Origin of the sequence: Ochrobactrum sp. P6BSIII (assembly GCF_014138065.1) — a bacterium.
GTDB lineage: Bacteria > Pseudomonadota > Alphaproteobacteria > Rhizobiales > Rhizobiaceae > Brucella.
The window spans coordinates 351,806-370,114 of the sequence record NZ_JACGXB010000003.1 but is presented as its reverse complement, the minus strand read 5'-3'; the positions used below and the strand labels follow the sequence as shown (position 1 = coordinate 370,114).

Here is an 18,309-nt window from a genome sequence, read left to right as displayed (position 1 = left end):
GTTTATCATGGCCACTATCGCATTTATCGGCCTCGGCAATATGGGCGGCCCGATGGCGGCAAATCTGGTCAAGGCCGGACACACGGTGCGCGGGTTTGATTTGTTGCCACAGCATCTTGAAGAGGCACGCGCCAATGGATTGCAGATCGCGACCAGCGCGGTGGAGGCCGTTGCGGATGTCGACACGGTCATCACCATGCTGCCCGCTGGCAAGCATGTTCTCGCCGTTTATGAGGAAATCGCCCCTAAGGCGCGAAAAGATTCGGCTTTTATCGATTGCTCCACAATCGACGTGGATTCTGCCCGCAAGGCGCACGCACTTGCGGCAAGTCATGGACATCTCTCCATCGATGCGCCGGTTTCGGGCGGCACGGGTGGTGCAGCCGCAGGCACACTGACTTTTATGGCAGGCGGCAGTGACAAGGCCTTCCAGCGTGGCGAACCAATCCTCAAGCCAATGGCTGGCAAGATCGTGCATTGCGGCGGCGACGGAGCCGGACAGGCTGCCAAGATCTGCAACAATATGATTCTCGGCATTTCGATGATCGGCGTCAGTGAAGCCTTCGTGCTGGCCGAGAAGCTCGGCCTTTCACATCAGGCGCTTTTCGATGTGGCTTCCACATCCTCGGGCCAGTGCTGGTCGCTCACCACTTATTGTCCGGTCCCGGGGCCGGTTCCAACCTCGCCAGCAAACCGTGATTACAAGCCGGGCTTTGCCGCAGCGCTGATGCTGAAGGATCTGAAGCTTTCGCAGGAAGCTGCGAAAAGCGCTGGCGCGGAAACCCCGCTTGGCGCCCATGCGGAGGCGATTTATTCACTGTTCGACAGTGAAGGCCATGGCGGCGACGACTTTTCCGGCATTATCAACCATCTGCGCGAAAAGTCGGATACAAAGTAAAAAAGATCACACGCATGAAAAAACTTGCCTCAAAAAGGCAATGTTTAGATTTGCTTAATCCTCTGCTAACCGTACGGTAACGATGTTCGGATAAAAAGGAGCTCGAGACAGGCTGAGCCTCTCTCGATGCTCCGGATCTGGTATTGCGTACCGGAGCTTTATGTATCTCTCACCAGCGTTTTTCGGTGGGATTGCCATGCGTAGTTGGCAAAACCGTGCGCCGTAAGGCAGCGCGGTTTTTGCCGTAAACGAAAATTTTATCAAATATTGTCCGCTTATTTCGATTGATTGGCGCTGCGCGGATTGAAATCCGAACATAATCCTGTGACATGTAGCAGCCTGTTTGCGCCTATCTGGGGCATTTCGTTCAGCATCGGGACTTCAAGCTTGACCGCATTAAGACAAACCGCGTCTACCGCAGACAAAGAAATACTGGGACTGCCTTGGGCCGTTCTTTTTATAGTGTGCTATTTCGTGCTTCAGGCCGTTCTGGTGACATATATCTCCAACGGTGCCGGACTCGATGATGCGGAACAGCTTGCCAATATAGGCTATCTCGACTGGGGCTATGGCGGTTCGCAGCCGCCGCTCTATACATGGACGACCAATCTTGCCGCCTCCGTCTTGGGCACATCCATGCTGACGCTTCAAATCGTGAAGTTCGGCATGCTGGCAAGCCTGTTCCTCAGTGTCTTTGGCGCCATGCGGCTTCTGGGCTTTTCGCGCTCCGTGGCTTCGGCCAGCATGCTCGGCCTCTTTCTTATTCCGCAGATCGGCTGGGAATCGCAGCGCGCATTGACCCATTCGGTGGCAGGTACGGCGGGATGCGGCTGGACCTTCCTGGCCTTTGCCTGGCACATGCGCAAGCGCAGCGTGATTTCGGCTGCTCTCCTTGGCGTTGCCATGACCGCAGCGCTTCTGGGCAAGTTCAACGCGTCGTTCTTCCTGATCATGGTGATCGTAACCGGGCTTTCAGTCCCGGAATATCGAGCTGTATTGCTGTCAAAACTTTCGGCAGTCACCCTGCTCGCTTTCGCAATCTGTGTCGGACCGACGGCAACATGGATGTTCGCACATAAGTCGAGCGTCATTGCCCGTTCGGGCAAATTGCAGATGGGTGCATCGGGAAACCTGTTCTTCGACCGGCTGAACGGCATTGAGAGCTTCGTTGAAGCAGCCTTCCTGTTTTCGGTTCTGGCACTGGCAATCGCGGCGATCATCGCCCTCATCCACATCAAGAAGCGCACGGTGCCCACCACGCCCTATACGCCCGGCGAGACATTCATGCGCCGTCTGGTGGTTGTCGGTCTGCTTATCGTTCTCATCGGTGTCGTTGTGACGGGCGCCAATGACGTCAAGGACCGCTGGCTTCAGCCTGTGCTATTTCTTTTGCCCGCCGTTCTGGCTTTCCGTCTGGAGCGTTTCCGCATCGGCAAACGCCCGGTTACCGAATACGCGGTCATGGGCGCGGTGGTTGCCCTGCTGGTTCCGCCGGTTCTGTCCTATTATCTCATCTATGGGTCGAGCGCCCCGCCCTATGGGCAGTTGGATTATCGCCAGCTTTATACGGAAATCAGCAGCCATGGGCCTTTCAAGACCATCGTGGCGGATAATGCACAGATACCGGGCAATTTCCGGCTGTTCGATCCATCGCTGAAGGTGGTTCACCCCGAAACGCCTGACGGAGCCAAGCAGATCACTGCGCCAATTCTGGTCATGTGGTTTGGTGATGCCACGCCCAATGCGCACATTGCAGGCCTTTTGGCGAACGCAAATATTCCAGTGCCGACGACAGGCATCATGACCACGAGCATCGCTTATAAAACGCGCCCTGATATGCAGATGCCAGTGGGATATTTCCTCGTTAACGCGCAATAAGCATCATATAAGCGCTTTGACGAGCGTCTGAACGACCACGAATGAAAAGGCCCGGGATATGATCCCGGGCCTTTGTCTTGAATTCTTATTCCACCGTCTGTTGAACGGCGTGCGCCGTGCCTTTTACATCGCGCCCAACGCCGCGAACCGTATTGGCACAAGAAGCCAGTGTGAAGGCACAGAGAACAATAGCAACTGGGACAAGGCGGGTCAGTTTCATAGCGGTCTCTCCGATAGGATGTCGTTACAGCCCAAAAGAACGGGCACACATGCTCTTACTTAACCAGCATTCCATCGGCCCACCCCGAACCCCGCCTCTGTCTGCTGGTCATGAAGCCGTTTTCATCCGGCTGTCATATAGGAAACCTAGCGCAACCTTTTGTCCTGACAAGAGAAGGCATTACTTACACCCACAAGTTCTTGTGAGTTGCATCAGCAAGAACGAAAAGTCTCGAAGCGCCCTGTGCGGCGATAAGCTTCGAAGACATTGCGCAAATTCTCCGCCACGGCATGAATATGCGGCCCGGCTTCCGGCCTGATAATCATGCCGAGCTGATAACGCCCCAGTTCAGGCAAGTCATGCTCCGAACCCAGCGCAACAATGCCCTCACCGAGCAAGGTCTTCGCAAAGGGCGCAATGGCGAGATCGGCCATGATCGCAGCACGCTGTCCAGTCGAATGTGAACTCATATAAGCGATGCGATAAGGGCGGCCCGAGCTTTCGAGCGCTTCCAGCGCATTGCCGCGCCAGGCACAGCCTTCTTCCCAGATGGAAAGCGGTAGTGGATCCCGGCGATAGGCCGTTCCGCATTTTGCCCCGGCCCAGACGAGTTCCTCATCGAGCAAAACTTCCGTGTCGCCCTTGCCGGGCACCGTATGCGAGATATTGACCAGCGTAACATCGAGACGCCGTTCATCGAGGCGCTTGCGCAAATTGCTGCTCTGATCAATCACCACATCGACCGTCACACCCGGATGGGTTTCCGCAAAGCGCTTGAGAACGAGTGGCAGAACGCATTCGCCGATGTCATCCGGCGAACCAAGCCGCACCACGCCAGTGACGGTCGGTGCGACAAATTTCGAAACCGCTTCACGATTGAGCGCCAGAAGGCGACGCGCAAAGCCGAGCAGAACCTCACCGTCGCTCGTTAGCGTGACGGAACGGGCATCGCGATCGAACACGGCGACGCCGATCTGTTCTTCAAGCTTCTTGATTTGCATCGATACGGCCGACGGCGTGCGAAAAACCGCATTGGCGGCGGACGAGAAACTGCCCGTGTCTGCAATCGCGACGAAAGTGCGAAGGACATCGATATCGAGCATTGGCAAAGGATGCTGGACGGGCGCTGTCATAACGGGACTCCGGTGATGATAGATCAAATTTTCTGATCTTAAGCCTTTTTATATTTCGTTTGATTGAACGTCAAGCACAGCGCACATTAACCCCATCGAAAACACAAAACCCGCTGCAGCAGGCATTCAAACCAATCCATTCTCGCCCGAGGAGACCGAAAATGACCGTACAATGCCAGACCATGGGCCAGACCGCGGGCCAAACCGTTGGCCCCACTGCAAACCGTGCTCGCCGTCAAACGACATCAACATCCGGCACCTCACTTGTCTGGTTGCGCCAGACTTATGTCGAACTGCGGAGCCAGATCGATCAGTGGCTGCTCGACCGAAAGATCGCCCGCACCCGCCTCTCGATCCAGAATCTGCCCGAACATATCCGGCAGGACATTGGCTGGCCGGCAATCGACGACCGCCTTCCGGTCGTGCGACAAGACCGCCCCGCGAGCCCGAATACAGCGCGCAAGGGCTGATTTGCGACAATTATCACTTTTCGAATGAGGGCGAGCCTGTCTCGCCCTCATTTTCACGACATAAAAATACCTTCTCGCGGCAGGCATTTAGCCGCACTTTGCAACCTAACCGTTCTGTGTCTCAATAAAGCACTATCCCGTTTGCGTCATTGCCCTCCCCTAGCATTTGCGGGCAACGATACCGGGATCACCGGTCTGATAGCGACCGGTAAATGCGGGGCAGAAATCGACCCCGCAGTCGTGACGGAGACGTAAGCAGCACCGCGTCGGGAACCGCGGCACCTGCTTCAAAAAATGGGAACGGTCCGGTTATGAACCAGGCTTCATCGATCAAGCGGTCTATTGTCTTTTTTCTGGTGCCGAACTTTTCGATGATCGCGTTTGCGACGGCCATCGAGCCGCTGCGCATCGCCAATCGTATGCTCGGTTATGAGGCCTATCATTGGCGCCTGACGTCAACGGATGGCCAACCGGTCACGGCATCAAATGGCGTCGTTTGCGCCGTCAATGCCTCGCTGGAAGACGAACGACGCTATCTGCAACGCGAACAGCGCCCGTCCATGGTGTTTGTCTGCTCGGGCGTCTATGTCGAAGATTTCCGCAACAAGTCGGTCTTCGCCTGGCTGCGCGAAGAATATAATCGCGGCGTGGCGGTCGGCGGCCTTTGCACCGGCGCGCATATTCTTGCGGCAGCCGGACTTCTTTCCGGAAAGCGCTGCGCCATTCATTGGGAAAATCTGCCGGGCTTTGCGGAAGCTTTCCCGAAAGCCGAGGTCTATGCGGACCTGTTCGAATTCGACAGCAATATCTACACCTGCGCGGGTGGCACCGCTTCGCTCGATATGATGCTGAAGCTGATCGGCGATGATTTCGACGCCAATCTGGTCAACAAGATCTGCGAACAGGCGCTGACCGACCGCGTCCGCAGCCCGCAGGACAGGCAGCGCCTGCCGCTGCGCGCGCGCCTCGGCATCCAGAACTCCAAGGTTTTGACCATCATCGAGATGATGGAAGCCAACCTGTCAGAGCCGCAGGCGCTGATCAATGTTGCTCACACGATCGGCCTGTCGCGCCGTCAGGTCGAGCGGCTGTTCCGGCAGGAGATGGGGCGTTCCCCGGCCCGCTATTATCTGGAAATCCGCCTCGACCGCGCACGACACCTGCTTTTGCAGTCATCCATGCCGGTCGTGGAAGTGGCAGTGGCATGCGGCTTCGTTTCCGCGTCGCATTTTTCCAAATGCTATCGCGAACTCTATGGCCGCTCGCCGCAACAGGAACGCGCAGATCGCAAAATGCTCATCGCGGCATAGGCCGGATCATTGCTGCGAATGAGAGCGCCGCCAGTCTGGCGCTTGTGTAAAAGATAAGAAAATCAGAACCGTAACGCCTCTTTCGGAATCAATTTCGCAAGATGGGATTAGCTCCGTTTCTGCATGTCGCTTGCAGAACAGGCTTAATGCGAAAAGCCCCGGCTATGACCGGCAATCGACGCAGTCGTGTCAGGCAGCGAATATGTCGTATAAAGGCAAATATCCTGCCCCATCAACGATTATGGTTCTGTCAAATACCAACCAGGGTCACATAAAATGGCAGAGTTTCCTAAGAAGGCGAAGGTCGTAATCGTCGGGCTCGGTGGCATCGTCGGCGCATCCGTCGTGCACCACCTGATCGAACGGGGCTGGGACGACATCGTCGGCATCGACAAGTCGGGCATTCCGACCGATATCGGCTCGACGGCCCACGCATCGGATTTCTGCTATGCGACCAGCCACGATTTCCTGTCCTGCTGGACCACGCTTTATTCCATCGATTTCTACGAAAAGATGGGGCATTACGCCCGCGTCGGCGGCCTTGAAGTTGCCCGTGTCGGCGACGATGGCCGCATGGATGAAATCAAGCGCAAGGTCGCTTCCGGTAAAGCCTTTGGCACCCGCGCCCGTTTGATTGAACCGGCGGAGATCAAGGAAAAATTCCCGCTGATAGAAGAAAGCATGGTTCAGGGCGGCCTGTGGGACCCGGATGCCGGTCTGGTCATTCCGCGTTCGCAGACAGTCGCTGGCAAGCTGATCGATCAGGCGGAAGCCGCTGGCAAGTTGCAGAGCTTTGCCAACACGCCTGCCCAGTCGCTGCTGGTCGAAAACGGCCGCATCAAAGGCGTGGTCACGCATCGCGGCACCATCGAAGCCGATTATGTCGTGATCTGCGCTGGGCTTTGGGGACGTCTGATTGCCGAAATGGTTGGCGAGGACTTGCCTGTCATGCCGATTGACCATCCGCTGACATTCTTCGGCCCCTATACCGAATTTGAAGGCACGGGAAAGGAAATCGGCTGGCCGCTCATGCGCGATCAGGGCAATTCTGCCTATATGCGCGATACGGGCGATCCGAAGACCGCTGAAGGCGGCCAGATTGAATGGGGCTATTACGAAGAGACCAATCCGCGTCTCTGCCACCCGCGCGACCTTTTGGAAAAGCACGAAGCACGCCTTTCGCCGTCGCAACGCGACCTCGATATGGAGCAGATTCTTGAGCCGCTTGAGCGCGCCATCGAACTGACCCCTATTCTCGGCGAGCTTGGCTATAATGAAAGCCATTCCTTCAACGGCTTCCTGCAAGTCACCACCGATGGCGGCCCATCCATGGGCGAAAGCCAGAAGGTGCGTGGTCTCTGGTATGCAGTCGCAATCTGGGTCAAGGACGGCCCCGGCATGGGTAAGCTCATTGCCGACTGGATGACCGACGGTCGCACATCCATCGACCATCACGCCGTCGACTATTCCCGTTTCTATCCGCACCAGATGACCGAGCAGTTCATCTGGGATCGCTGCACCGAAACGGCAATGAAGGTCTATAACCCGGCAGTGCACCCCCGTGAGCCATTCTCCAAGGGGCGTAATATCCGACGCTCGCCGTTCTATGAGCGCGAAGTCGAGCTTGGCGGCCATTTCATGGAACTCGGCGGCTGGGAACGTGCGCATGGCTATGCCGCCAATGAGCATCTGCTTGAAAAATACGGCAACCGTGTTCCAGTGCGTGAAAACGAATGGGACAACCGCCATTTCTGGCGTGTTTCCAATGCCGAGCATCTGGAACTGACGGAAAATTGCGGCATCATCAATCTCTCGCATTTCGCGATGTACGACATTGAAGGTCCTGACCATGTCGAGCTGATGGAATGGCTCTGCGCGGCCAAGATTGGCGGCGACGCCAATATCGGCAAGGGCATCTATACGCACTTCCTCGATGATGAAGGCATGGTGCGCGCCGACTTCACGGCAATCCGCATGGCGGACCGCATTCGCATGATCAACGGCGCCGATGCTGGCCCCCGCGATTTCCATTACATGCGCCGCGTGGCCGAGGATAAGGGCTTTGACGTCACCATCACCGATGTGACGGAGAAGTATGTCACCATCGGCATCTGGGGCCCGAATGCTCGCGAAAACCTCAAGAAGGTTGTCGAGAATCCGGAAGGTCTGGATGCCGAAAACTTCCCCTTTGCGGCGATCAAGCCGATCAGGATTGCGGCTAAGGACGTGACCGCCTTCCGCATTTCCTATGTCGGTGAACAGGGCTGGGAATTGCATATGCGTTATGAAGACGGCCTCGCCGTCTGGGATGCGCTGCGCTCCACCGGCACGATTGCCGTTGGTGTCGAAACCTATGCCAATACCCGCCGCATGGAGAAAAGCCTGCGCCTTCAGAATGCCGACCTGCTGACGGAGTATAATCTCCTTGAAGCCGATCTGGCTCGTCCGAAGGTCAAGGAAGCCGATTTCCGCGGCAAGGCCAAGCATGTCGAATATCGCGCCCGTGACAATCAGCCTGCCATGCTCTGCACGCTGGTCATGACTGATAATGTCGACTCGAAAGGTGTGGCCCGTTACCCTGTCGGCATTATGCCGGTCATGGAGCCGGAAACCGGCGAAACGCTGGTTGATGAACTGGGCCGCCGCTCATTCACCTCATCGGTGGCTTTCGGCCCGACCATTGGCAAGAATATCGCGCTTGCCTATCTGCCATGGAGCCATTGCCAAGAAGGCCGCAAGCTGACCGTCGAGTATTTTGGCGAAACCTATCCGGTTGAAGTGGCCTCCGTTGGCTACAAGCCGCTTTACGACCCGGAAAACCTCAAGCCGCGCAGCTGATCCAACCGAGAGACAAACAAAAAGCCGGGCATTTCGCCCGGCTTTTTCAATTCAACAATTTGGTGATCTTATTTCAGCGTCGCCTTGCCGCCGGTGAGCGTAATGGTCTCATCGCCCGTCAGCGCTTCACGGTCGCCGTTCGGAAAGGTCACGAAGCAGCCGGAAGAACAGAAATCGACCGTATCGCCCGGTGCGACGACCATTTCACGCTTGGACGCACCTTCCGTGACCACGATGGTCTGCGCGGCGCTGTCCTTGTTGGAAATCTTGGCGGCGTAGGACCCCCCCATGGAAGCTGCAAGCATAATGACTGCGCCAAGACCGATCGTACCAAATTTGTTGATCTGAATTACGTTCATATCGTTTCGGCGTTTCCACCGCTCCCGCTTCTACAACCCCGATGAAAGCAAGTGCCCCCGCTTCCATCCTCGAAGAACGACCCGCCGTTCTATGGCTCATTTATAGTTGGACAAAACTGAACTGCAACTGAACGACACGTTCATCACGCCTTATCGTCATTGTCGTCGTCCGATACCTTGGCTTTCTCTTCGCGCACCTTCTTCTTCGGCGCAGCTGAGGGCACCTTCTGTACCATCTCCGAAAGCTTCTCGATTTCCGGCAGGCTCAGCACCAGATCGGTCGAAGACGAGGACAGATGCAGCCCCTCTTCATGAAACCGCTCCACGATCTGGAACCGCAGCTCGTTTTTGATGCCACCGGTCGAGGTGATATCCGCGACATGGGCATAGATATCAAACACCATGATTGAATCAGTCATGCTTTGAAAAGCGACGAACGGTTCGGGATTTTTGAGAATAGACGGGTGGGCGCGCACGATATCCAGCAGCAGCGTGTGCACACGCCTTGGATCTTCCGTATAGGAGGCCTGCACATTGATATCGATGCGGCCAAGCTTGTTGCGATGCGTCCAGTTGCCGACATTGCCGTTGATCAGCGTCGAGTTCGGCACAATGATCGACTGCTTCTGGAAGGTTTCCACTTCCGTTGCGCGCACACTGATCTTCTTGACAATGCCGCTGACCGTGCCCGCTTCTACCCAATCGCCAACCTTGAACGGACGTTCCGCCAGAAGAATGAGACCTGAAACGAAATTCTGGACGATATTCTGGAGACCAAAACCGATACCGAGAGAAAGACCGCCGGCGATCAGCGCCAGATTGGACATATTGAACCCGGCCGCGGAGACGCCCATCAGGGCGGCAAGACAGAGCCCGACATAACCGACCACTGTGCGGATCGAGTTGCGCACGCCGGAATCGACACGGCCTCGTGCCATGACGCTGTTGTCGAGCCAGTTCTGGAACCAGCGCGTCAGCAGATAACCGATAACGAACAGCAAAACACCGGTAAGCAGCCCCATCAGCGAAACCGACATATTGCCGATCTCAAAGCCGGTCATCAGTTTGAAGAAGGCATTTTTCAGTTCGGCCCACTGGAAACCAAGCTGCATCAACACCAGCGGAATACCGATCAGAGCGACAACCAGATTGATGAGAATGCCCGCAACGAGCCCCAGCTGGTCAAGTGTCGCATCATCGAAGTGAAAGCGCTCGCGCAGGCCCGCACCGATTTTGCTGGACGCAAATGCCTGTTCTTCGGAAATGGCACGACCCGTCAAGAAACCCAGATACATGGTGACCAGAAAGGCGCCGGTGACCACGATCTGCTGCGACAGGAAACGCGCCAGACCAATATAACCGAAAACGGCAGCCAGAATGGGCAGAAGCCCCAGTATGATCAGGAACACCTTGAACGCGCGCGGCCATGAACGCACGCGCTCGTCATCCACACGTTCCACGGGCTTCAGGAAGGCGATTGCCAGAATGAGAATGCCCACCATCACGGTCGCCAGCAGGCTTTGCGCCATGGTGAGCGACAAGGGCGACGACAGAAGCTTGTTGACTGTCCCAACAAAGGAATCGACGCCCGTCGTCAGCGCTGTTGCCGTTATCAGCAGACCCAAAACACGCCCCGGACGCGGAGCAACCCGCACGAGCCGCCATTGCGGCATGTCGGGGCTGATACAGGCCGCAGCCAGACGATGGATGAAGAAGACCAGACCGAGGACGATGAACAGCGATTCCAGTATCGACGCGACATCCGTCCTTAGAACATTGAAATAATTCAGGAAAAAATAGGTCGTCGCCAGAAAGACGCCGACTGCCGCCGACGGGATGACCGTAGACCAGAAGGCAACCAGAAGACGGCTGAGATAGGATGGCGACTCGATCGTCGGGTCGCGTTGATAAAGCGTGCCGAGCACACGCCTCGCGCCAAGCTGGATCACCAGCGCGCCGACGAATGCGAAAAACGCTGCGGCGAGGAACGAATTCAGCTTGAAGGTGACGACGAAGCGCCACCATGACTGGATAATCCGCCACAGCGACACAACCTGATCGTTCGCTGCCGATGCAACTTCGATACCGAGTGCGGAGTCAAGATTAACGCGCTGCGACAGCGTCTTCGCGAAAAGATCGCGCCGCAGATCGCCTATCTTCGCCGACATCTGATTGACGTTCAGCGAAGTGTCTTCGGTGTCCCCGATCATCGCGTTGATCGCCGCTTTTTCGCCGGTGAGCTTCTTGCGCTCATCGGTGACGATACCGGGCTCAGTCGCGTCACCGGTCGGCGCAGGGCCAAGCTGCTCCAGACGCGTATTGATTTCCGTCAGGCGCGGACGAAAGGCGACACCTGCATCAAGGAGCTTTTTGGAAAGTCCGTCCAGCTGAAGCTTCAGATTCGCCAGAGTTTCGTCGCTGGTTCCGGATTTTTGCAGCTGTTCGCTGATCTTCTGCGCCTGCTGCTTCAGATCGTCGATGATCGGCTTTTGCTGCTGCACGATGGCCGATACTGGCCGCTCGGGCTGCTGATCACCGTTCGCGGGCGCAGCCTGAGCGCCATCATCTGACTGACTGGCAGGCGCTTGAGTGGCAGGAGCCGGTTGCGCAGTCTGCTGCGCTTGCGACTTGTTATCCTGCGCGCTGGCAGGCGCAACGGCAGATGCCATGCCGCCCCACGAAAGCGCACCAATCAAAAGAGAAAATGCAAGAATCCGAAACGTCGATAAATAAGCCAATTTCAAATCTGCCGTTAAGAAGATCACTGTTTCAACATAAAGCGCCGTAGAACGGAAACAAGGCGGGTTGCAAGAGAGAATCCCATTTGCGCCCGAAAGTCCCCAATGGTGCATTTCGTCAGCTCTTGCTGCGGAACAACAACGAAACCACGGCAAAACGCCAGTATTTCCTTGTTCGCACCGGCACAAATGGCTAATGAGGATTCGTGGACAGTGCGGAAGCTGGCTCAAATCCTGAGCGAGACTCTAACGAAAGTCTGGGCGGTTTTATGATAGGCATGAACAGCACAGGGCATCATAGACAGCATGGCTTCATGCTGTTGATGGCTTGCGTGCTGTCTTTTGCGGCCCTGTTGTTCGCCGCGGACTTCTCCGCACTCAACGACAAGGCAAGCGACGATACTTCGCGCAGCCTGCCCAAGATGCTTGCGGCCAGACAGGCGGAAAGCACACCCACGACCCCGGTCCGACAGCAATCGGCACCGGCACCGCAGCCTATGCGCGCCATCCTCATCGAAGCTATTGCCGCGAAAATCAAGGCAGCTTATCCGCTGGGTGGCGACACGGCCCTGGCCGTCGCCGGAGCTGGCCTTTCCTTTGCCAATGCGAAATCCGCAGAGGCAGAGCGCGGCTTTCAGCGCTTCACGGCTGCCCAGCAATATTTTGGTTTTGCCCGCGCGCCTCCTGTTAGCGCATAATAGGCACTACCGGAGGACTGGCACTCTCCAGTCCCGAACCCTTTTACGTAAAACAGCGTCATCCGCCCCCGCACAGATTGTGGCTTTCCATTTCGGTCAGCCAATCGGGATTTGAGATGACGCGCAGACCCGGAACCACAATCCATGCGTACTTCGAAATGGGTCGTAGCGCTGTATAGCCTGATCGTCGTGATCGGGCTTATCATCGCCTTGCCCAACTTCTTCACACAAAAACAACTCGATGGGATGCCGTCATGGTTCCCTAAGCGTCAGGTGACCCTCGGTCTCGACCTGCGCGGCGGTTCATATCTCGTGCTGGAAGTGGACGCAGCCGGCCTCAAAAAGGACCGCCTGCGTGCGCTGCTGGACGATGCCCGCAGCAAATTGCGCACTGAACGCATCCAGCCGCAGTCGATCCGCGCCGTGGGCGATGCCGTCATCGTGGCAATTCCCGATGCCGACCAGCGCGCAAAGGCGGAAACCGCCCTGCGCACGCTCATCTCGCAGGTCAACACCAGCGGCTTCGGCACGGCGATCAATGATATCGACGTCAATTCGACCGATAACCAGATTCGCCTGACGCTGACCGAGGCTGGCTTCAACTACCGCCTCGATGCAGCGCTGCAGCAGAGCCTTGAAATCATCCGCCAGCGTGTTGACCAGGTCGGCGTTGCCGAACCTTCGATCCAGCGCGTCGGTTCCGACCGTATCGTGGTTCAGCTGCCGGGCCTTCAAGATCCAGCCCAGCTCCGCCAGCTTCTTGGAAGCACGGCGAAGATGAGCTTCCACATGGTCGCGGACGCCAATCCGAACGATACGCCGCCTCCGGGCGTGACGATCATGCCGGATTCCAAGGACCCGAATGTCAAATATCCGATTGAGGATCAGATCGCTCTGTCCGGCGAACGCCTGACCGATGCGCGCGCCGGTTTCGACCAGCGCACCAATGAGCCAATCGTTTCCTTCCGTTTCGACAGCCTTGGCGCACGTCAGTTCGCCGATATCACCACCAAGAACGTGAACCGTCCTTTCGCCATCGTTCTCGACGGCAAGGTCTTGAGCGCACCGGTCATTCGTGAGCCGATCACCGGCGGTTCGGGCCAAATCAGCGGCAGCTTCACGGTTCAGGACACCGTTGTTCTCTCCGCACTTCTGCGCGCTGGCGCCCTGCCCGCACCGCTGACGGTCATCGAAGAACGCACTGTCGGTCCTGACCTTGGCGGCGACGCCATCAAGATGGGCCTGATCACCGGCATCATCGGCTTCGCGCTCGTGGCCGTGTTCATCGTTCTGCTCTACGGCCTCTGGGGCATGATCGCCAATGTGGCGCTTCTTCTGCACACATTGCTGACCTTCTCCGCACTGAGCCTCATCGGCGCAACACTCACCTTGCCAGGTATCGCAGGTATCATTCTGGGTATCGGTATCGCGGTCGACGCGAATATTCTCATCAACGAGCGTATCCGCGAAGAAACGCGCAAGGGTCTCGGCGCCATGGCCGCGCTGGACAAGGGCTTCCACAGCGCCTTTGCAACCATCGTCGACTCCAACGTCACCTCGTTGATTTCGACACTGCTCCTGTTCATGTTCGGCACGGGCCCGGTTCGCGGCTTTGCCATCACCATGATGCTCGGTATCGCGATTTCGATGTTCACCGACGTGACGCTGGTGCGCATGGCGATGGGCTGGTTCGTGCGCCGGCGCAAGCTGAAGGTTCTGCATATCGAGCCGATCCTGAGATTCGCGCCGGAAGGCACCAACTACCGCTTTATGAATGCGCGTTTTGTCGGCATCGGTGTGTCCATCGTGTTGTCGATTGCCTCGATCGTGCTGTTCTTCAAGCCGGGCCTGAATTACGGCATCGACTTCAAGGGCGGTATCCAGGCAGAAATCACCACGTCACAGCCAGCCGATCTTGCGCAGCTTCGCTCCAAGCTCGGAGCGCTGGAACTGGGTGAAGTCGCGCTTCAGAGCGCAGGCAGCGCCAATGAAGTGCTGATCCGCATCCAGCGTCAGGATGGCGGCGAAGAAGCCCAGACCGCAGCCGTCAACAAGATGCGTGAAGCCGTTACCGAACTCGATCCGGGTGTGAAGATCGAACGGACCGAAGTCGTGGGACCGAAGGTCTCCGGCGAACTGGCCCGCTCCGGCTTCATCGCGGTCGTGCTCTCGGCGCTCGGCATGCTGGTCTATCTCTGGTGGCGGTTCGAGTGGTTCTTCGCGCTTGGTGCGATTATCACGCTCATCCTCGACACCACGAAGATCGTCGGTTTCTTCGCGCTGATGCAGCTCGATTTCAACCTGACGGCTATCGCGGCCCTTCTGACGATCATCGGTTACTCGGTGAACGATAAGGTCGTGGTCTATGACCGAATGCGTGAAAACATGCGCCTCTATAAGTCGAAGCCGCTGCGCGAGATCATCGACATGAGTATCAATCAGGTGCTCGTGCGCTGTATCTACACGTCGGTCGTGACTTTCCTGTGTATGTTCCCGATGGCGGTATGGGGCGGCAGCGCCGTCCATAATTTCGCCGTGCCGATGCTGTTCGGTATCGTCATTGCGACGTCGTCGTCGATCTTCATCGCAGCGCCGATTCTGCTTCTGCTGGGTGACTGGTGGCAGCACCACAAAGAGGCTCACAAGCAGCCTGAGGAAAAGGCCATCGCGCAGAAGTAATCCAATTGCCGGGCAGGATTTTGGTCCTGCCCGGCTCCCATAATGAACTGAAATTTCAATAGAGGGAAACGGCACCCTATGCCCCATGACACGCCTTTGATTGCGACAATCGTCATCGGGTTATGCCTTGCCTTCATCTTCGGTGCCGTAGCCACCCGCCTCAAGATTTCTCCACTGGTCGGCTATCTTCTGGCTGGCGTTATCGCCGGTCCGCACACGCCGGGTTTCGTTGCCGATCAGGGCCTCATTCTGCAGCTCGCCGAAATTGGCGTCATCCTGCTGATGTTTGGCGTCGGCCTGCATTTTTCTCTGAAAGACCTGCTATCCGTCAAAGCCATCGCCGTTCCGGGCGCATTGGCGCAGATCGCCACTGCAGCTGCCCTTGGCACCGGGCTTGGACTGGCGCTCGGCTGGGACGTCGAAGCAGGCATTGTCTTCGGCCTCGCCCTTTCCACCGCTAGTACGGTTGTCCTCTTGCGCGCCATGCAGGAGCGCCGCCTCATCGATACCGAACGCGGCCGCATCGCCGTTGGCTGGCTGATTGTTGAAGATCTCGCCATGGTCATGGCGCTGGTGCTGCTGCCAGCCGTCGCCAGCGTCACCGGACGCGCAACAAGTGCCGCGGCCAGCGACCCGCTCGCGGCCTGGCTTGGCCTCGGCATTGGCGGCATCATTCTTCTGACCATCGCCAAGGTAGTTTTGTTTGTCGCCCTGATGCTGGTCGTCGGGCGCAAGGTTATTCCCTGGCTTCTCAACGTCGTCGCACAAACCGGTTCGCGCGAATTGTTTCGCCTTGGCGTTCTGGCCATTGCGCTCGGCGTTGCCTTCGGCGCGGCGCATCTCTTCGGCGTATCCTTCGCGCTCGGCGCATTCTTTGCCGGGATGGTGATGAGCGAATCCGAACTCAGCCATCGCGCAGCAGAAGAATCCTTGCCGCTGCGTGATGCTTTCGCGGTTTTGTTCTTCATTTCGGTCGGCATGTTGTTCGACCCTATGAGCCTGCTGAAAGACCCCCTGCCCCTGCTGGGCACGCTGGCGATCATTCTGATCGGCAAGTCTGTCGCGGCCTTTTTTATCGTGCGGGCCTTCCGTCGCCCGGTCAGCACGGCGCTGACGATTTCCGCAAGTCTGGCGCAGATCGGCGAATTCTCGTTCATCCTCGCCGGACTTGGCGTCAGCCTCAACCTGCTGCCGCCCGCTGGGCGCGATCTCATTCTCGCAGGCGCGATCCTTTCCATCTTCCTCAATCCGGTGATGTTCATCGTTGCGGAGCGGATGCGGCCATGGATCGAAAAGCGCAGTGCATCCGAAAGCGGCAGTGAAAACGCGGGCAACAGCGCCATCGACGTTTCCGAGCCGGAACCATTGCCGCAGACGCGCCTGACCGGCCACACAATCATTGCCGGCTACGGACATATCGGCAGCAGATTGGCCAGCAGTTTGCAGGAACGTGCGATGCCGTTCCTAGTCATCGATGACTCGTCGAAAATCTGCACCGCATTGCGGGAAAAAGGCATCGAAGCTATTGCAGGCAATGCCTCCGATACCGAAATATTGAATGCAGCGAATCCGGTACTTGCCAAAAATCTGGTCATTGCGATTCCGAATGCCTTCGAGGCTGGACGCGCGACCGCTCTGGCCCATGCGGCCAACCCGGATATTCACATCGTTGCCCAGGCCAGTTCGCAGGCCGAAGCACAATATCTGACCGATCTTGGTGCAACCTCCGTCATTCTTGGCGAAGAAGAGATTGCAAAAGCAATCGCCAAGGCCATCGGTGCAGAGGTTTCAAATACGGGCGGCAATGCTTCCGCCCCGTCGCCACAGCAGCACGCTCAGGCACAGGACGACAGTTCGGTGGTTGCGGCTGATGGCGAAGCACAGGGCATATAAGGGGAACATGATGAGAGCTGAAGGGGCGGTAATCGGTTAATGAAAGCAAAGGATTATATCTGGCCAGTCATCGGTGTCTGCGCCGTCGGCGTTTCAGCCTGGCTTCTCTATCGTGAACTTCGCAGCATTTCGCTCGATGATGTTCTGGACAGCTTCTACGCCATTCGTGCGCATCACTGGGTACTGGCAGCGGCGGCGGCCCTTCTCGCCTATAGCTCGCTTGCCGGTTACGACCGGATCGCGCTGCTCCACCTCCGGCGCAAGATTTCCTGGCTTTTCATCGCGCTTTGTTCCTTCACCACCTATGCCCTGTCGCACAATATCGGTGCATCCGTCGTCTCCGGCGCTGTCGTTCGCTACCGCGCCTATTCCTCGCAAGGCATGCCGGGCAGCGAGATCGCCGTCCTCATCGCCTTCTGTTCGTTTACGTTCATTCTCGGCGTCATCATCACCTCCAGCGTGGTCCTGTTGCTGGAGCCGCATGTTCTCATGCGCTTCAACGAAGACCTGACACCCACCGTTGCCATGGTCATCGCCCTGATCATGCTGGCCTTCGTCCTGCTTTATGTCCTGGGCAGTTGGATGCAATTGCGCCCGCTTCAGATCGGCAAATTCCGGCTTGAATATCCGCGTATGTCGGTCGTCGTGCAGCAGTTGGTCGTCGCGCCCCTCGAACTGATCGGCGCCGCGGGCATCATCTATTTCGCCTTGCCGGAAGCAGGTAATCCCGGCTTCCTGATTGTGCTCGGCATTTTCCTCGTCTCCTTCTCGGCAGCACTCATCTCGCATGCGCCGGGCGGTCTTGGCGTGCTTGAACTGGTTTTCCTGACCGGCCTTCCGGATATGAACCAGGCCGATGTCCTGGCGGCACTGATCGTGTTCCGCCTGCTCTATCTCCTGATCCCGTTTGCCATGTCGCTGGTGGTGGTGCTGGTTTTCGAGAAGTCGCAGTTCCTGCTGCGCTGGAACGAAAAGCACAACAAGTAACTTTCATTCAGGCGGAGAATAATTTTCACTTATCCGCCTGAATTTGAATTCCTTTTCCTTAAAATAGCAGATTTCAGCGCCTATTTTGGAAACTGCTTCGCAAGACGTTTTCAGATCGGAACGAAAAGCGAAACAGTAAAAGCCCTCCCAAGGCTCTGATCTCTGTGATGTCGCAATTGTAGCAAAGCCGTTTCGTGCTTTTGCTGCA

General features: G+C 57.1%; 13 protein-coding genes. 9 read left to right on the top strand and 4 right to left on the bottom strand.

From position 1 onward, the window contains the following. Window positions 1–7 precede the first annotated feature (7 nt). The gene (gene mmsB, locus FHW00_RS06035; protein ID WP_078339324.1) at window positions 8–898 is read left to right on the top strand and encodes a 3-hydroxyisobutyrate dehydrogenase; all 891 of its coding nucleotides are present in this window, start codon (window positions 8–10) and stop codon (window positions 896–898) included. Between the two features lie 492 nt (window positions 899–1,390). After that, window positions 1,391–2,776, top strand: a complete 1,386-nt coding sequence (locus FHW00_RS06030; RefSeq protein ID WP_445557945.1) for an ArnT family glycosyltransferase — start codon at window positions 1,391–1,393, stop codon at window positions 2,774–2,776. Between the two features lie 85 nt (window positions 2,777–2,861). Here FHW00_RS06030 and FHW00_RS06025 read toward each other — a convergent pair whose 3' ends face one another. Next, window positions 2,862–2,996 (bottom strand): entericidin A/B family lipoprotein, encoded by a 135-nt coding sequence (locus FHW00_RS06025; protein ID WP_078339325.1) that lies wholly within the window; start codon window positions 2,994–2,996, stop codon window positions 2,862–2,864. 212 nt (window positions 2,997–3,208) lie between these two features. Continuing rightward, entirely contained in the window at window positions 3,209–4,129 is a 921-nt protein-coding gene (locus FHW00_RS06020) for a LysR family transcriptional regulator (RefSeq protein WP_078339326.1), read from the bottom strand. Between the two features lie 161 nt (window positions 4,130–4,290). Between FHW00_RS06020 and FHW00_RS06015 the strand changes: the two genes are divergently transcribed. The 3 genes from FHW00_RS06015 to FHW00_RS06005 all read left to right on the top strand — a co-directional run bounded on the left by FHW00_RS06015 (window position 4,291) and on the right by FHW00_RS06005 (window position 8,747). Then, window positions 4,291–4,599, top strand: coding sequence for a hypothetical protein (locus tag FHW00_RS06015; protein ID WP_139364385.1), 309 nt, complete (start codon window positions 4,291–4,293; stop codon window positions 4,597–4,599). A 311-nt stretch (window positions 4,600–4,910) separates the two neighbouring features. Next, window positions 4,911–5,909 (top strand): GlxA family transcriptional regulator, encoded by a 999-nt coding sequence (locus FHW00_RS06010; RefSeq protein WP_078339328.1) that lies wholly within the window; start codon window positions 4,911–4,913, stop codon window positions 5,907–5,909. A 276-nt stretch (window positions 5,910–6,185) separates the two neighbouring features. Then, window positions 6,186–8,747: a GcvT family protein gene (locus FHW00_RS06005; protein WP_078339329.1), complete on the top strand. Its 2,562-nt coding sequence runs from the start codon at window positions 6,186–6,188 to the stop codon at window positions 8,745–8,747. 68 nt (window positions 8,748–8,815) lie between these two features. Here FHW00_RS06005 and FHW00_RS06000 read toward each other — a convergent pair whose 3' ends face one another. Next, complete coding sequence (locus FHW00_RS06000) at window positions 8,816–9,106, bottom strand: hypothetical protein (RefSeq protein ID WP_078339330.1); 291 nt, start codon at window positions 9,104–9,106, stop codon at window positions 8,816–8,818. Window positions 9,107–9,249: 143 nt separating this feature from the next. Then, window positions 9,250–11,844: a mechanosensitive ion channel family protein gene (locus tag FHW00_RS05995; RefSeq protein WP_113533812.1), complete on the bottom strand. Its 2,595-nt coding sequence runs from the start codon at window positions 11,842–11,844 to the stop codon at window positions 9,250–9,252. A gap of 269 nt (window positions 11,845–12,113) precedes the next feature. On the opposite strand from FHW00_RS05995, the gene FHW00_RS05990 reads away from it, so the two are divergent. The 4 genes from FHW00_RS05990 to FHW00_RS05975 all read left to right on the top strand — a co-directional run bounded on the left by FHW00_RS05990 (window position 12,114) and on the right by FHW00_RS05975 (window position 18,101). After that, entirely contained in the window at window positions 12,114–12,542 is a 429-nt protein-coding gene (locus FHW00_RS05990; protein WP_078339331.1) for a hypothetical protein, read from the top strand. Window positions 12,543–12,686: 144 nt separating this feature from the next. Continuing rightward, window positions 12,687–15,221, top strand: coding sequence for a protein translocase subunit SecD (secD, locus tag FHW00_RS05985; protein WP_078339332.1), 2,535 nt, complete (start codon window positions 12,687–12,689; stop codon window positions 15,219–15,221). A gap of 78 nt (window positions 15,222–15,299) precedes the next feature. Next, the gene (ybaL, locus tag FHW00_RS05980) at window positions 15,300–17,114 is read left to right on the top strand and encodes a YbaL family putative K(+) efflux transporter (protein ID WP_078339333.1); all 1,815 of its coding nucleotides are present in this window, start codon (window positions 15,300–15,302) and stop codon (window positions 17,112–17,114) included. Window positions 17,115–17,153: 39 nt separating this feature from the next. Beyond that, the gene (locus FHW00_RS05975) at window positions 17,154–18,101 is read left to right on the top strand and encodes a lysylphosphatidylglycerol synthase domain-containing protein (RefSeq protein ID WP_078339334.1); all 948 of its coding nucleotides are present in this window, start codon (window positions 17,154–17,156) and stop codon (window positions 18,099–18,101) included. The last annotated feature ends 208 nt before the right edge of the window (window positions 18,102–18,309 follow it).

Excerpts from the sequence above, each read along its gene's own strand:
- mmsB (WP_078339324.1), top strand. The coding sequence starts at position 8 with ATGGCCACTATCGCATTTATCGGCCTCGGCAATATGGGCGGCCCGATG.
- FHW00_RS06025 (WP_078339325.1), bottom strand. The coding sequence starts at position 2,996 with ATGAAACTGACCCGCCTTGTCCCAGTTGCTATTGTTCTCTGTGCCTTC.
- FHW00_RS06020 (WP_078339326.1), bottom strand. The coding sequence starts at position 4,129 with ATGACAGCGCCCGTCCAGCATCCTTTGCCAATGCTCGATATCGATGTC.
- FHW00_RS06015 (WP_139364385.1), top strand. The coding sequence starts at position 4,291 with ATGACCGTACAATGCCAGACCATGGGCCAGACCGCGGGCCAAACCGTT.
- FHW00_RS06010 (WP_078339328.1), top strand. The coding sequence starts at position 4,911 with ATGAACCAGGCTTCATCGATCAAGCGGTCTATTGTCTTTTTTCTGGTG.
- FHW00_RS06005 (WP_078339329.1), top strand. The coding sequence starts at position 6,186 with ATGGCAGAGTTTCCTAAGAAGGCGAAGGTCGTAATCGTCGGGCTCGGT.
- FHW00_RS06000 (WP_078339330.1), bottom strand. The coding sequence starts at position 9,106 with ATGAACGTAATTCAGATCAACAAATTTGGTACGATCGGTCTTGGCGCA.
- FHW00_RS05990 (WP_078339331.1), top strand. The coding sequence starts at position 12,114 with ATGATAGGCATGAACAGCACAGGGCATCATAGACAGCATGGCTTCATG.
- secD (WP_078339332.1), top strand. The coding sequence starts at position 12,687 with ATGCGTACTTCGAAATGGGTCGTAGCGCTGTATAGCCTGATCGTCGTG.
- ybaL (WP_078339333.1), top strand. The coding sequence starts at position 15,300 with ATGCCCCATGACACGCCTTTGATTGCGACAATCGTCATCGGGTTATGC.
- FHW00_RS05975 (WP_078339334.1), top strand. The coding sequence starts at position 17,154 with ATGAAAGCAAAGGATTATATCTGGCCAGTCATCGGTGTCTGCGCCGTC.